The 13,882-nt window shown below is 71.1% G+C and carries 14 protein-coding genes; 11 read left to right on the top strand and 3 right to left on the bottom strand.

Translation table 11 applies throughout. From position 1 onward, the window contains the following. The first annotated feature begins 36 nt into the window (after positions 1-36). The gene (locus OG276_RS05075) at positions 37-675 is read left to right on the top strand and encodes a DJ-1/PfpI family protein (RefSeq protein WP_266903140.1); all 639 of its coding nucleotides are present in this window, start codon (positions 37-39) and stop codon (positions 673-675) included. On the opposite strand, the gene OG276_RS05070 is transcribed toward OG276_RS05075, so the two are convergent. Further along, positions 650-1,399, bottom strand: a complete 750-nt coding sequence (locus OG276_RS05070) for an enoyl-CoA hydratase/isomerase family protein (RefSeq protein WP_266903138.1) — start codon at positions 1,397-1,399, stop codon at positions 650-652. The two genes, OG276_RS05075 and OG276_RS05070, sit on opposite strands and share 26 nt — an antisense overlap. Before the next feature lie 171 nt (positions 1,400-1,570). Here OG276_RS05070 and OG276_RS05065 point away from each other — a divergent pair, with 171 nt between their 5' ends. Beyond that, positions 1,571-2,224, top strand: coding sequence for an HdeD family acid-resistance protein (locus tag OG276_RS05065; protein WP_266912535.1), 654 nt, complete (start codon positions 1,571-1,573; stop codon positions 2,222-2,224). Between the two features lie 130 nt (positions 2,225-2,354). Next, the gene (locus OG276_RS05060) at positions 2,355-2,873 is read left to right on the top strand and encodes an ATP-binding protein (protein ID WP_266912533.1); all 519 of its coding nucleotides are present in this window, start codon (positions 2,355-2,357) and stop codon (positions 2,871-2,873) included. 65 nt (positions 2,874-2,938) lie between these two features. Here the strand turns inward: OG276_RS05060 and idi are convergent, their stop codons facing one another. Beyond that, a complete protein-coding gene (gene idi / locus OG276_RS05055; RefSeq protein ID WP_266903136.1) occupies positions 2,939-3,538 on the bottom strand; it encodes an isopentenyl-diphosphate Delta-isomerase in 600 nt (199 codons plus the stop codon). Between the two features lie 161 nt (positions 3,539-3,699). After that, complete coding sequence (locus tag OG276_RS05050) at positions 3,700-4,956, bottom strand: bifunctional class I SAM-dependent methyltransferase/N-acetyltransferase (RefSeq protein WP_266912531.1); 1,257 nt, start codon at positions 4,954-4,956, stop codon at positions 3,700-3,702. Positions 4,957-5,458: 502 nt separating this feature from the next. Here OG276_RS05050 and OG276_RS05045 point away from each other — a divergent pair. The 8 genes from OG276_RS05045 (at position 5,459) to hpnC (ending at position 13,849) form a co-directional block, all read left to right on the top strand. After that, positions 5,459-7,264, top strand: coding sequence for a DUF5941 domain-containing protein (locus OG276_RS05045; protein WP_266912529.1), 1,806 nt, complete (start codon positions 5,459-5,461; stop codon positions 7,262-7,264). Next, positions 7,261-8,013, top strand: a complete 753-nt coding sequence (locus OG276_RS05040; RefSeq protein WP_266903134.1) for a phosphocholine cytidylyltransferase family protein — start codon at positions 7,261-7,263, stop codon at positions 8,011-8,013. The genes OG276_RS05045 and OG276_RS05040 overlap by 4 nt, the downstream gene beginning before the upstream one ends. Then, positions 8,001-9,062 carry an iron-containing alcohol dehydrogenase family protein gene (locus tag OG276_RS05035; protein ID WP_266903132.1) on the top strand — a complete coding sequence of 354 codons (1,062 nt, stop codon included), beginning with the start codon at positions 8,001-8,003 and terminating at the stop codon, positions 9,060-9,062. The genes OG276_RS05040 and OG276_RS05035 overlap by 13 nt, the downstream gene beginning before the upstream one ends. Beyond that, the gene (locus tag OG276_RS05030; protein WP_266903130.1) at positions 9,040-9,819 is read left to right on the top strand and encodes a CDP-alcohol phosphatidyltransferase family protein; all 780 of its coding nucleotides are present in this window, start codon (positions 9,040-9,042) and stop codon (positions 9,817-9,819) included. The genes OG276_RS05035 and OG276_RS05030 overlap by 23 nt, the downstream gene beginning before the upstream one ends. Beyond that, complete coding sequence (locus OG276_RS05025) at positions 9,816-10,727, top strand: glycosyltransferase family 2 protein (protein WP_266903128.1); 912 nt, start codon at positions 9,816-9,818, stop codon at positions 10,725-10,727. Before OG276_RS05030 ends, OG276_RS05025 begins: the two co-directional genes overlap by 4 nt. 96 nt (positions 10,728-10,823) lie before the next feature. Beyond that, a complete protein-coding gene (locus tag OG276_RS05020) occupies positions 10,824-11,753 on the top strand; it encodes an ABC transporter permease (protein WP_266903126.1) in 930 nt (309 codons plus the stop codon). Next, positions 11,746-12,522: an ABC transporter ATP-binding protein gene (locus OG276_RS05015; RefSeq protein WP_266903124.1), complete on the top strand. Its 777-nt coding sequence runs from the start codon at positions 11,746-11,748 to the stop codon at positions 12,520-12,522. The genes OG276_RS05020 and OG276_RS05015 overlap by 8 nt, the downstream gene beginning before the upstream one ends. A 406-nt stretch (positions 12,523-12,928) precedes the next feature. Beyond that, a complete protein-coding gene (gene hpnC / locus OG276_RS05010; RefSeq protein ID WP_266912527.1) occupies positions 12,929-13,849 on the top strand; it encodes a squalene synthase HpnC in 921 nt (306 codons plus the stop codon). Positions 13,850-13,882: the final 33 nt, after the last annotated feature.

Raw genomic sequence — 13,882 nt, 5'->3', positions numbered from 1 at the left:
AGCCGACACCCGGCAACCGACAGCTCCGGAGGAGCCATGCAGATCGCCGTACTGCTTTTCGACGGGTTCACCGCCCTCGACGCCATCGGTCCCTTCGACACCCTGGGCCGGCTCCAGGGCGCCGAGACCGTGTTCGTGGCCGAGCGCCCGGGGCCCGTACGGACCGACCAGAGCTCACTCGCACTCGTCGCCGACAAGGGGCTCGACGAGGTGACCCGGCCGGACATCGTCCTCGTGCCCGGCGGGGTGGTCACCGACCGGGAGATGAAGAACCCGGTGGTCCTCGACTGGCTGCGGACCGTCGACGCCACCAGCACGTGGACCACCTCCGTCTGCTCCGGCTCGACGCTGCTCGCCGCCGCCGGCCTCCTGGACGGGCGCCGAGCCACCGGCCACTGGCTGTACCTGGACCGGCTGCCCCCGTTCGGGGCGGTGCCCGTCTCGGAACGGGTGGTCTTCGACGGGAAGTACGTCACGGCCGCCGGGGTGTCCGCGGGGATCGACATGGGGCTCGCGCTCCTCGGCCGCATCGCGGGCGACGAGTACGCGCAGAGGGTGCAGCTCATGACCGAATACGACCCGCAGCCGCCCTACGACGCGGGCTCCCCGGAGAAGGCGCCCGCCCACATCGTCGCCCTGCTCCGCTCGCTCACTCCGCCGGCGGAGTCCAGGTGAAGGCGGGCGCGCGCCGTTCCAGGAACGCGGCGACCCCCTCCGTGACCTCACCGCTCGCTGCGGCCTGCGCGGCCCAGTAGGCGTCCCGGTCCGTGCGGCCGTCCGCGAACTCCTTCGCCGAACTCTGGGTGAGCTGGGAGCGAGTGGCCAGGATCCGCGTGAACTCCGAGACCCGTTTGGCCAGTTGCCCCACAGGCAGCAGCTCGTCCAGCATCCCGGTGCGCAGCGCCCGCTCCGCGTCGATCAACTCGGCGGAGAAGAGGAGGTACTTGGCGGCCGCGGGCCCCACCAGGGAGGCGAGGCGCCGGGTGGACGAGGCCGGGTACACGATGCCCAGCTTCGCCGGTGTCACCCCGAAGGAGGCACCCTCCTCCGCGAAGCGCAGATCGCAGGCGGCTGCCAGCTGGCTGCCCCCGCCCACGCAGAACCCGCGGATCGCGGCGAGCGTGGGCTTGGGGAAGGCGGCGAGCGCCTCCTCCGCCGCCACGGCCAGGGCCTGCGGGTCCTCGTCCCCGGTCAGCGAGGAGATGTCGGCCCCCGCGCAGAAGGTCTCGCCGGCCCCCGTCAGGACCAGCACCCGTACGGCGGGATCCGCCGCGTGCCCGGCCAGCAGCTCCGGCAGCCCGCGCCACATGGCGGCCGTCATGGCGTTGCGCTTGGCGGGGTGCGAGATCACGACGGTGGCGACCCCGTCGGCGACGGAGGAGAGGAGGGCTGCGTCCATGCGCCGGATGCTATCCCGGACGGTCGTACCTATGATCAAGAGACCGGTACCCGGCAGCTCGGTGGACCGGCAGGCAGTCGCGGGGTCCGAGGGTCCGTCGGGGGCAGCTGAAGGGTGGCGTCCATGGGCGCAGACCGTGCCGAGCGTGCGGACCGTACGGGTCCACAGGACATGAAGGCCGACAAGAAGAAGGTCAGCCGCAGTTTCGCGTGGATGGCCCTGCTCGGGGCGCTCCTGGTGGTGGCCGGGCTGGTGGGTCTCGTCTACACCGGTGTCGCGACCCTGACCACGATGTTCCTCTTCGGCTGGCTGCTGCTGTTCGGCGGCGTGGTGGGCCTCTTCCAGGCGATCCAGTCCCGCAAGAGCAACTACTTCTGGCTCGCCGTGATCGTCGCCGCGATCAACATCGCGGCCGGTTTCGTGATCCTGCGCCGCCCGGAGGCGAGCGCGGAGGCGCTCACGATGTTCGCCGCGCTGCTGTTCCTCACCGGCGGCGTGTTCCGGCTGGCCGGCGCCGTCGTGGTGCGCGGCGCGCACCTCGGGCTGACCCTGGTCCAGGGCGCCTTCGGGATCCTGCTGGGCCTCCTGATCCTGGCCAACTGGCCCGGCAGCAGCCTGTACGTGATCGGAGCGTTCTTCTCCCTCGCGCTGCTGTTCGACGGCCTGAGTCTGATCGCCGTGGGCATGGGAGCCCGCCGCATCCTGGGCTTGGTCAGGGACGACGAGGTTCCGGTGACCCCGGCAGGGGCGGGAGTCGCAGCGCCCGAGCCGCACGAGGCGGCCGGGAACCGTCCCCCAGAAGATCAGGAACGGTCGAACAACTGACTCTGTCATACGCCAGCGGTCAGAAAGTGTCCGATTGATGCTGACTTCTGGTCAGTGGTCGGGCGCGGAGGGGTCCGGTCCCCACTCTTGACGTGTGCAGACGATCGAGCGTGAAGACGGGGGCCGGGAGATGGATAAGAGCGGGAGCGTCCCGCCAGTCAAGGGGGCGGAGCCGGCGGTCGAGGCAGCCCCCCTCGCGTACGAGGGAGTGTGGCGATTCACGGCGCCCGCGGTAGAAGAATCCGTTCCGCAGGCCCGCCGTGCGGTCCGTGACCTGCTCGGCCGCCAGGAGGTGCCGGCCGACCGGGACCTGGTCTACTCCCTGCTGCTGATCGTCTCCGAACTGGTGACGAACTCGGTCCGGCACGCGGCCCTGCTCTCGCCGGAGGTCGCGGTGGAGGTCGCCATCGGCCGGGAGTGGGTACGGGTGGCCGTCGAGGACAACCACCCGTACCGCCCCAAGGCACTGGAGGCCGATTTCGGCCAGACCGGCGGCCGGGGCCTGCTCCTCGTCCGGGAGATCACACTGGAGGCCGGCGGGGTCTGCGACGTGGAGCACACCTCCACCGGCGGCAAGGTGATCTGGGCGGCCCTGCCGCTCACCACGGCCCAGGCGTCGCCCGCCGCCACCCCGACCTCGGCGGTCTGAGCCCGCGCGGGGCGGCGACCGGCCGCTGCCGGCGGCCGCAGGGCGTCACCGGCCGGGGCCGGCCGCTACCAGCCCGCCGCGTCACCCGTCAGCTCGCGGATCGCGGGCCGGGCCGCGTCCAGCACGGTCATGAACCAGGCCGAGAACGGGACCTCCGCGTGCCGCTTCGCGAGTTCCTCGGCGGTCACGAAGGCGGTGTCCGCGATCTCCTCCGGATCCGGCCGCACCGACCGCTGCGCGAGTCCCACGAACAGGTGGTTGTACTCCTGCTCCACCAGCCCCGACGCCGGGTCCGGATGGTTGTAGCGCACCGTCCCCGCCTCCGCGAGCAGCGAGGGCGACAGCCCCAGCTCCTCGTGGGTCCGCCTGGCCGCCGCCGCGAACGGCGACTCCCCCGGGTAGGGGTGGCCGCAGCACGTGTTCGACCAGACACCGGGGGAGTGGTACTTCCCGAGGGCGCGCTGCTGGAGCAGCATCCGTCCCTGCTCGTCGAAGAGGAACACCGAGAACGCCCGGTGCAGCTGACCGGGAGCCTGATGGGCGGAGAGCTTCTCCGCCGTACCGATGGTGTTGCCGGCCTCGTCGACCAGTTCGAGCATGATCGGTTCTTGAGCGCCGGCGCCGGTGGGCGCGCTGTTCGCGGCGGTGGCTGGTGTGGTCGGCATACCCATCCTTCGCTTCGGACTTCGGCTTTCAGTCTGCCGTACAAATCGGGATTGCCCCCACTTCGGTGATCCGCGCATGTCCGCCCCCCGTCGCGTGATATGCGACGAGGGGCGGAGCGTGCCGATCGGTCAGTTCAGCCGGCCGGGGGCCGGATTCCGGATCAAACCCCGAAGGGGGACGGGTACTTGATCGTGCCCGTGGGAACCGGCACCGAATCGTCGAGCACCAGCGCCATCATGGCCTCGTCGGGCACCTCGAACGGTGCCTTGATCCCGAAGCGCGAAGCCGGCACGAACCCGAAGCGCCCGTAGTAAGAGGGATGCCCGAGGACCAGGACGAGCTTCTCCCCGCGCTCCGCGGCCGCCGCGAGCAGCGCCCGTACGACCGCGCTGCCGGCGCCCGAGCGCTGGAGCGCGGGCGCGGCGGCCACCGGGGCGAGCGCGAGCGCCGCCGCCCCGTCCACCTCGCACCGGGTCAGCAGGGCGTGCGCCGCGACCGACCCGTCCGGGCCCTCGGCCACGTAGGAGAGGCCGGGCAGCCAGGATCCGTCCGCGCGCAGGGCGTCCACGAGGTCGGCCTCGGCCGGGGTCTCGAAGGCGGCCGAGTTCAGCGCGTGCACGGCGGCCCCGTCCCCGTCCGCCTCGGGGCGGACGGGCCAGGCGCCGCCGTCCCCGGCCGTCACCGGCCGCAGGACGTAGGCGGTGTACCCGTACTCGTGCCCGTACCGCTCCCGTACCTCGATCTCCTCGCGTACGAAGCCCAGCGCGGCCGCGGCCTCGGGCCCGGCGGGCTCCGCCGCCCCGGCCACCCGCTCGCCGAGCGGACCGTAGTAGGCGGCCCAGTCGGAGTCGGGCTGCCGGTGCACGCCGAGCACCCGGTAGCCGGCGGCCTGGACGGCGGCCAGGTTGCGGGCGGTGGAACGCAGCGCGTAGTGCGGGTCCCAGAAGGCGCGGACCCCGGCGGAGGGTTCCTCGACGGTCCATTCGCATTCGCTCAGGACCAGGGTGCCGCCGGGGGCGAGGAGCGGCTTCCACCGTGCGAGCGCGGTGGCGAAGCCGATGTTGTAGGCGGATCCCTCGGCCCAGACGAGATCGAAGGAACCGTCCGGGTGGCCGAGGTCGCCCATGTCCGCCTTGACGGCGCGGACGCGGTCGGTGAGCCCGCGGGCGGCGGCGGCCGCACGGAGCTCGTCGAGGAAGCCTTCGTGGAGGTCGACCGCGATGACGTCGGCGCCGTGGCCGCCCGCCTCCGCGGCGAGCAGCAGGGCGCTGGGGCCGGGACCGCAGCCCAGGTCCAGGGCGCGCGGCCGCTCGGGCAGTGGTCCGCACAGGGACAGCAGGTGGCGGGTGGTCGCCTCGGAACCGGGGGACTGCCGGGGCAGACCGCGGTGCAGCGCGAAGAACGCCTCGAAGAACAGGTCGCTCTCGGTGCTGAAATCGGTGGTGTGGGAATGGTGGGAGTTGCTGGTGTTACCGATGTTGTCGGTCAACGTGAACCCTTGAAAGGGGGCTCCGGCCGACGGGGGTGATCGGTGTGATCAGACCCGGCCGGACGCCCGGAAGGAGAGGGGGATGAACCGGAGTGCGCTGCGCTGGGCGGCGACGCCTGCGACGGTCATCAACCCCACCTCTTTCTTTCTTTCGTCACATCTCACATGACATTCGGGCGATCGGGACGCATGTGCGAAAAACGTACGCGTCTGCGGCCAGCCTAACAGCAGCGGTACCGGCAGCGGTTTGTGATCGCTCCTCCCGATCGTCAATGATGATCGGCACAGGGCCGACAGGCCCGCGTTTTTTGGCTTATCGATGCGTAAACAGGCGGTGAACCCCTGCTTCCGTTCATCCGATAGCCTCTGCCGACGTGCCGCCGGTCCACCTGGCGCCCGTTACCCGTGTGCGTGCAAGGAGTGAGTTCGTCTGCCGACCGTCATCCTTACCGGCCTGCCGGTGCCCGGATCAGCGCTCGCCGACGAGCTGCGCTCACTCGGCTTCGAGGTCCGCCCCGCGGCCACCCCGTGGGACACCGCCGCCGCGCTGGCGCGGGTACCCGCCGATCAGCGGGTGGCCGTCGTGGACGGGGAGTTCGTCGGTCACGTGCACGCCCTGCGGCTCGCGCTGACGGACCCGCGGTTCGACGCCTGCGCCGTCACCGGGGCCTTCGCCGTGCAGCCCGGCGCCCGTGCGGCCCTGGACCGGGCCGCCGCGCTCGACGCGTCCGCCCCCGTGGGCGACGGCCCGTACCCCGACCGGCTCGCCGCCGCCGTCGAGGCCGACGGCACCCCCGTGCACCGCCCCGAGCTGGGCACCCTCGTCGCCGCCGTGCCCGCCACGACCGATGAGCGCCGGGAGGCCACCGCCGCCGTCGCGGCCGTCGACGACGAGGCCGTCCGGCTGCGCACCGCCGTGAAGTCCCGCGACGGGTTCTTCACCACCTTCTTCGTCAGCCCGTACTCGCGCTACATCGCCCGCTGGTGCGCGCGCCGCGGACTGACCCCCAACCAGGTCACCACCGCCTCGCTGATCACCGCGCTGATCGCGGCCGGCTGCGCGGCGACCGGGGACCGCTGGGGCTACGTCGCCTCCGGCGTGCTGCTCCTCGTCTCCTTCGTCCTGGACTGCACGGACGGGCAGCTCGCCCGCTACTCGCTCCAGTACTCGACGATGGGCGCCTGGCTCGACGCCACCTTCGACCGCGCGAAGGAGTACTCCTTCTACGCGGGCCTCGCGCTCGGCGCGGCCAGGAACGGCGACGACGTCTGGGCCCTGGCCCTCGGCGCCATGATCCTCATGACCTGCCGGCACGTCGTGGACTTCGCCTTCAACGAGGCCAACCACGACGCCGCGGCCACTGCGACCTCTCCTTCCGGCAGTCCCACCGCGGCCCTCTCGGCCAAGCTGGACAGCGTCGGCTGGACGGTCTGGGTCCGGCGCATGATCATCCTGCCGATCGGCGAGCGCTGGGCCATGATCGCGGTCCTGATCGCCTTCACCACCCCGCGGATCGTCTTCTACGCCCTGCTCGTCGGCTGCGCCTTCGGCGCCCTCTACACGACGGCCGGCCGCGTCCTGCGCTCGCTGACCCGCAAGGCGACCCGTACCGACCGGGCCGCCCGGGCGCTCGCGGACCTGGCCGACTCGGGCCCGCTGGCCGAGCTCGTCAGCCGGGTGCTGAACCGCCTGCGCGCCAGGCCGCTGGGAATCCTCGGCCTCGCGTTGTCGGCCACGGCGGTCTTCGTGATCTTCCAGCAGCCCTTCGGCAGCTGGAAGAGCGTCGCCGCGGCCGGGATGTACGTCCTCCTCGCCGGCGGCATCGTCATGGCGCCCCTCAAGGGAGCCCTCGACTGGCTCGTGCCGCCCGTCTTCCGGGCCGCCGAGTACACCACCGTCCTGATCCTCGCCGCCAAGGCGGACGTCCCCGGGGCCCTTCCCGCGGCATTCGGACTGGTCGCGGCGGTCGCCTACCATCACTACGACACGGTCTACCGCATCCGCGGTGGCACCGGCGCGCCCCCGCACTGGCTGGTGCGAACGATCGGCGGGCACGAAGGCCGGATCCTGTTGATCACGGTCCTGGCCGCCGTCCTGGCGTCGCGCGCCGTCGACTTCCCCGTCGCGCTCACGGCCCTCGCCGTGTTCGTGGCACTCGTGGTGCTCGTGGAGAGCATCCGCTTCTGGGTGTCCTCCGGGGCACCCGCCGTACATGACGAAGGAGAACCAGCATGATCGGCCTCGTCCTCGCTGCCGGAGCCGGACGCCGCCTGCGTCCCTACACCGACACCCTGCCCAAGGCCCTCGTGCCCGTCGGACCCGAAGGGGCCGAGGAGAGCATCACGGTGCTCGACCTGACGCTCGGCAACTTCGCCGAGGTCGGTCTGACCGAGGTCGCCATCGTCGTCGGCTACCGCAAGGAAGCCGTGTACGAGCGCCGGGAGGCCCTGGAGGCCAAGTACGGCGTCAAGATCACGCTGATCGACAACGACAAGGCCGAGGAGTGGAACAACGCCTACTCCCTGTGGTGCGCTCGTGACGTCCTGAAGCAGGGTGTGATCCTCGCCAACGGCGACACCGTGCACCCCGTCTCCGTCGAGAAGACCCTGCTCGCCGCCCGCGGCAAGGGCCAGAAGATCATCCTCGCCCTCGACACGGTCAAGAGCCTGGCCGACGAGGAGATGAAGGTCATCACCGACGGCGAGAAGGGCGTGCAGCGCATCACCAAGCTGATGGACCCGGCCACCGCGACCGGCGAGTACATCGGCGTCACCCTGATCGAGCCGGAGGCCGCCGAGGCGCTGGCCGAGGCGCTGAAGACCACCTTCGAGCGCGACCCCGACCTCTACTACGAGGACGGCTACCAGCAGCTCGTCAACGACGGTTTCACCATCGACGTGGCCCCCATCGGTGACGTCAAGTGGGTCGAGATCGACAACCACGACGACCTCGCCAAGGGCCGGACGATCGCATGCCAGTACTGACGAGGCTCATCCCCTCGCCCGTCGTCGTCGACATCAGCCGCGGCGCGATGGACGATCTGGCCGGCCTCCTGGCCGACCAGCGCGTCTCCGCGTCCGGCAAGCTCGCGATCGCCATCAGCGGCGGCTCCGGCGCGGTGCTGCGCGCCAAGCTGGAGCCCCTGCTGCCGCACGCCGACTGGTACTCCGTCGTCGACGGGACCATCGACTCCGCGGTCAAGCTCGCCGACGAGATAAAGGGGCGGCGTTACGACGCCGTCGTGGGCCTGGGCGGCGGAAAGATCATCGACGTGGCGAAGTACGCCGCGGCGCGGGTCGGACTGGCCATGGTGGCGGTCGCCACCAACCTCTCGCACGACGGCATCTGCTCGCCGGTGTCCATCCTGGACAACGACAACGGCCGGGGCTCCTACGGCGTGCCCATGCCGATCGCGATGGTCGTCGACCTCGACGTCATCCGCGAGGCCCCGGCGCGGTTCGTCCGCGCGGGCATCGGTGACGCGATCTCCAACATCTCGGCCATCGCCGACTGGGAGCTCTCGCACCGCCTCAACGGCGAGCCCGTCGACGGCCTGGCCGCCGCCATGGCCCGTACCGCGGGCGAGTCCGTGCTGCGCCACCCCGGCTCGGTCGGCGACGACGAGTTCCTCACGGTGCTGTCCGAGGCGCTCGTCCTCTCCGGCATCGCCATGGCGATCAGCGGGGACACCCGCCCCTCGTCCGGTGCATGCCACGAGATCAGCCACGCCTTCGACCTGCTCTACCCGGGACGCTCCGCGCTCCACGGCGAGCAGGTCGGCCTCGGCGCGGCCTTCGCCATGCACCTGCGGGGGGAAGCGGCCAAGTCCGAGCTCTTCGTCCAGGTGCTGCGCCGGCACGGGCTGCCGGTGCTGCCCGAGGAGATCGGGTTCAGCGTGGACGAGTTCGTCGCGGCCGTCGAGTACGCCCCCCAGACCCGTCCGGGACGCTTCACGATCCTGGAGCACCTCAACCTGTCCGCCGCCGAGATCAGGGACGCTTACGCCGACTATGCCAAGACCATCCGTAGCTGAACTCCGGCCCGTCGTTCACCCGGCGGGCGTCAAGGACCGGGTCAGCGGCGAGCACTGGGGCGGGCGCCTCTACATGCGCGAGATCTCCCTGCGCATCACCCGCTACCTGGTCACCACCAAGGTCACGCCGAACCAGCTGACCTACGTGATGACCCTCGCCGGAGTCCTCGCCGCCCCGGCCCTCCTGGTGCCGGGCGTCTGGGGCGCCGTCCTCGGTGTGGTCGCGGTCCAGATGTACCTGCTGCTCGACTGCGTCGACGGCGAGGTCGCCCGCTGGAAGAAGCAGTTCTCGCTGTCCGGGGTCTACCTGGACCGGGTCGGCGCCTACCTCTGCGACGCGGCGGTGCTCGTCGGCTTCGGCCTGCGCGCCTCCGACCTGTGGGGCACCGGGCGCATCGACTGGCTGTGGGCCTTCCTGGGCACCCTCGCGGCGCTCGGCGCGATCCTGATCAAGGCCGAGACCGACCTGGTCGGCGTGGCCCGCCACCAGGCCGGCAAGCCCGTGGTCCAGGACGCGGCGGCAACCCCGCGCTCCTCCGGCATGGCGCTGGCGCGCCGGGCCGCCGCCGCGCTCAAGTTCCACCGCCTGGTCCTCGGCATCGAGGCCTCGCTGCTCATCCTGGTGCTGGCCGTCCTGGACCAGATGCGCGGCGACCTGTACTTCTCCCGCCTCGGCGTCGCGGTGCTCGCGGGCATCGCGATGCTGCAGACGGTGCTGCACCTGGTGTCGGTCCTGGCCTCCAGCAGGCTCAAGTGACGGCGCCGCTGCGGCTGGGCGCCGTCATCATCACCATGGGCAACCGCCCGGACGAGCTCAAGGCGCTCCTCGACTCGGTGGCCCGGCAGGACGGGGCCCCGGTCGAGGTGGTCGTCGTGGGCCAGGGCGTGCGCCTCACCGGCCTGGCGGACCCGGCGGCGGGCGTGCGCACCGTGGAGCTGCCCGAGAACCTGGGCATCCCGGGCGGCCGCAACGTCGGCATCGAGGCCTTCCGCACCGCGGGCGGCGCCGGCTCGGACGGGTTCGGCGTGGACGTCCTGCTCTTCCTGGACGACGACGGACTGCTGGAGCGCACCGACACCGCGGAGCTGTGCCGGCAGGCCTTCACCGAGGACCCCGAGCTGGGCATCGTCAGTTTCCGGATCGCCGATCCGCAGACCGGTGAGACCCAGCGCCGCCACGTTCCGCGGCTCCGGGCCGCCGACCCGATGCGCTCCTCGCGCGTCACCACCTTCCTGGGCGGCGCCAACGCCGTCCGCACGAAGGTGTTCGAACAGGTCGGAGACCTTCCGGGGCAGTTCTTCTACGCGCACGAGGAGACCGATCTGGCCTGGCGGGCGCTCGACGCCGGGTGGCTGATCGACTACCGGGCGGACATGGTGCTCCTGCACCCCGCCACGGCCCCCTCCCGGCACGCGGTCTACCACCGTATGGTGGCTCGCAACCGGGTGTGGCTCGCCCGCCGCAACCTGCCCGCCCCGCTGGTCCCGGTCTACGTGGGCGTCTGGCTCCTGCTGACGCTCCTGCGCAAGCCCTCGGGGCCCGCGCTCAAGGCCTGGTTCGGTGGCTTCAAGGAGGGCTGGACCACCTCCTGTGGTCCCCGGCGCCCCATGAAGTGGCGTACGGTCTGGCGGCTGACCCGGCTGGGAAGACCGCCTGTCATCTGACACGTCCGGGTCTGAGACCATGGCGCGATCACGAACCGATCGACTCAGTCCCGATGCCACCTTCTCCCGCATCATGAAGACGGAAAGTTTCATCTTGTGAGTGACACAACCCAGGACGGAGCCCTTGCCACGAGCAAGCGGCCGTCCGAAGACGCCGGGCTGAGCCCCGCGGAGCTCGCCAGGAAGTACGGCCTGTCCGTCAGCGGAGCCCGGCCGGGCCTGGCAGCGTACGTGCGCGAGCTCTGGGACCGCCGGCACTTCATCATCGCGTTCTCCCGCGCCAAGCTGATGGCCCAGTACAGCCAGGCGAAGCTCGGCCAGATCTGGCAGGTGGCGACCCCACTGCTGAACGCGCTGGTCTACTACTTGATCTTCGGGCTGATCCTGAATGCCGGCCAGGGCATCGCCAAGGACGACTACATCCCCTTCCTGGTGATCGGCGTCTTCGTCTTCACCTTCTCGCAGTCCTCGCTGATGGCGGGTGTGAGGGCGATCCCGTCCAACATCGGGCTGGTCCGCGCGCTGCACTTCCCGCGCGCCTCGCTGCCGATCTCGTTCTCGCTGCAGCAGCTCCAGCAGCTGATGTTCTCGATGATCGTCGTGTTCCTGGTCGCGGTCGGGTTCGGGAACTACCCGTCCCTGTCGTGGCTGCTCGTGATCCCGGCGCTGATCCTCCAGTTCGCCTTCAACACCGGTCTCGCCCTGATCTTCGCCCGGATGGGGGCCAAGACCCCCGACCTCGCGCAGCTCATGCCGTTCGTCACGCGTACGTGGATGTACGCCTCCGGCGTCATGTTCTCGATCAAGACGATGCTGGAGGGCAAGCCCGAGTGGATCGCGGACGTCCTGCAGTGGAACCCGGCAGCGATCTACATGGACCTGATCCGCTTCGCGCTCATCGACGGGTACGGCCGGGAGAACCTGCCGCCGCACGTCTGGGCCTTCGCGGCCGGCTGGGCCGTCCTGATCGGCGCCGGCGGATTCGTGTACTTCTGGAAGGCTGAGGAGCGCTACGGCCGTGGCTGACAACAACCAGGGGCACGTCCCCACCGTCATCGCCGACGACGTGCACATCGTCTACCGGGTCAACACCGGCAGCTCCGGCAGGGGCAGTGCCACGGCGGCGCTCAGCAAGATAGTCCGCCGGCGCGGCGACGCACCGGGCGTCCGCCGGGTCCACGCCGTGCGAGGGGTCTCCTTCACGGCGTACCGGGGCCAGGCCATCGGTGTCATCGGCTCCAACGGCTCCGGCAAGTCCACCCTGCTGCGCGCCATCGCGGGGCTCCTGCCCTGCGAGTCGGGCAAGGTCTACACCGACGGCCAGCCCTCGCTGCTGGGCGTCAACGCGGCGCTGATGAACGACCTCACCGGTGAGCGCAACGTGGTCCTCGGCGGTCTCGCGATGGGCATGACCCGCGCGCAGATCCGCGAGCGCTACGACGACATCGTCGACTTCTCGGGCATCAACGAGAAGGGGGACTTCATCTCCCTGCCGATGCGGACCTACTCCTCCGGCATGGCGGCGCGCCTGCGCTTCTCCATCGCCGCGGCGAAGGACCACGACGTCCTGATGATCGACGAGGCGCTGGCCACCGGTGACCGGAAGTTCCAGGTGCGTTCCGAGGCCCGCATCCGCGAACTGCGCCAGACGGCCGGAACCGTTTTCCTGGTGAGTCACAACAACAAGTCCATCCGCGACACCTGCGACCGGGTGCTGTGGCTGGAGCGGGGCGAACTCCTGATGGACGGCCCCACCGAGGAAGTCGTCTCGGCATACGAGAAGGCGACCAGCTGACGGATTTCCACCGACGGCCCCCACCGCGTCCGGCGGCGGGGGCCGTCGCATGCCGTGCGGCCGGCGGGCGCATCCGGAGGATCGCATTTCGCGTGGTGGCGTGCGGGCGACATCGTGCGGTGGACCGAATACCCGTCGAGCCCCGGCGGCGTTGTACAGCGTAAGCTGGGCCGGGCCTCAATCGCGGGCAAGAGGGGGCGATTCCCCCCTAGGTGAATAGCCCAGGACGTCCAGGGGAAAACCCGGCGGCGTGTCCGAAATAGGATGTATTGGGTTGGCAGTGTAGAACGGGAGATGTGACGGCAATGGCTACGGGAATTCTCCGGCCCCCAGGCACGACGGCCGTTCCCGCCGCGGGCGGCGGGCGGTGACCCCGGGGAACGGCACCAGCCCCCGGCCGCACGAGCTGCCCGACGCCTCCGGCTCCTTCCCCGCCCACCCGGGCGCCGCCACCCTCGGCAAGGCGCGCTCCGAGAACTTCCCCGTCGCCCCCGCCTTCCTGCCCCGCGCCTGGCGCGAGGGCCTGATGGCGGTCTACGGGTATGCCCGCCTGGTCGACGACATCGGCGACGGCGACCTCGCCCCGGGCGGCCACGACGCCGTGCTGCTCGGTCTCGACCCCGCCGCCACGGACGACCGGTCCGCCATGCTCGACGCCCTCGAAGCAGACCTCGGGCGGGTCTTCGGCGGCACCGACGGGCCTCCGCGCCATCCGCTGATGCTGGCCCTGCAGCCCGTCGTGCGCGCCCACGGGCTCACCCCCGAATCGTTTCTCGGGCTCATCGAGGCCAACCGCCAGGACCAGCGGGTCGCGCGCTACGAGACGTACGGCGACCTCCTCGGCTACTGCGAGCTCTCCGCCAACCCGGTGGGCCGCCTCGTGCTCGACCTCACCGGCACCAGAACCCCCGAGCGGATCCGCCGCTCCGACGCCGTCTGCACCGCCCTGCAGATCGCCGAACACCTCCAGGACGTCGCCGAGGACCTCGCCCGGGACCGGATCTACCTCCCGGGCGAGGACATGCGCCGCTTCCACGTCACCGAGACCGACCTGAAGGCCCCGTCCGCGGGCGCGTCCGTACGCGCCCTCGTCGCCTTCGAAACCGAACGGGCACGGGAACTCCTCGACGAAGGCATGCCGCTCGTGGGCAGCGTCCACGGAAGGCTCCGGCTGCTGCTCGCGGGCTTCGTGGGAGGAGGACGCGCCGCCCTGCGAGCCGTCACCGCCGCCGGCTTCGACGTCCTTCCCGGCCCGCCCAAGGCCACCAAGAGCGGCCTGCTCCGCGAGGTGGCCGCCGTCCTGCGCACAGCGCCGAGAAAGGGGTGAGCCCGACCGTGGAGGGCCCCACACACGCGTCCG

Source organism: Streptomyces sp. NBC_00086 (assembly GCF_026343255.1).
Lineage (GTDB): Bacteria > Actinomycetota > Actinomycetes > Streptomycetales > Streptomycetaceae > Streptomyces.
Note: the sequence above shows the minus strand (reverse complement) of the source record. Positions and strands in the feature narration are given on the sequence as shown.

What these genes read in the sequence shown, in the direction of transcription:
- OG276_RS05060 (WP_266912533.1), top strand. Translation starts at nt 2,355, where the DNA reads ATGGATAAGAGCGGGAGCGTCCCGCCAGTCAAGGGGGCGGAGCCGGCG.
- OG276_RS05035 (WP_266903132.1), top strand. Translation starts at nt 8,001, where the DNA reads ATGCCAGTACTGACGAGGCTCATCCCCTCGCCCGTCGTCGTCGACATC.
- OG276_RS05040 (WP_266903134.1), top strand. Translation starts at nt 7,261, where the DNA reads ATGATCGGCCTCGTCCTCGCTGCCGGAGCCGGACGCCGCCTGCGTCCC.
- OG276_RS05065 (WP_266912535.1), top strand. Translation starts at nt 1,571, where the DNA reads ATGAAGGCCGACAAGAAGAAGGTCAGCCGCAGTTTCGCGTGGATGGCC.
- OG276_RS05075 (WP_266903140.1), top strand. Translation starts at nt 37, where the DNA reads ATGCAGATCGCCGTACTGCTTTTCGACGGGTTCACCGCCCTCGACGCC.
- OG276_RS05070 (WP_266903138.1), bottom strand. Translation starts at nt 1,399, where the DNA reads ATGGACGCAGCCCTCCTCTCCTCCGTCGCCGACGGGGTCGCCACCGTC.
- OG276_RS05030 (WP_266903130.1), top strand. Translation starts at nt 9,040, where the DNA reads ATGCCAAGACCATCCGTAGCTGAACTCCGGCCCGTCGTTCACCCGGCG.
- idi (WP_266903136.1), bottom strand. Translation starts at nt 3,538, where the DNA reads ATGCCGACCACACCAGCCACCGCCGCGAACAGCGCGCCCACCGGCGCC.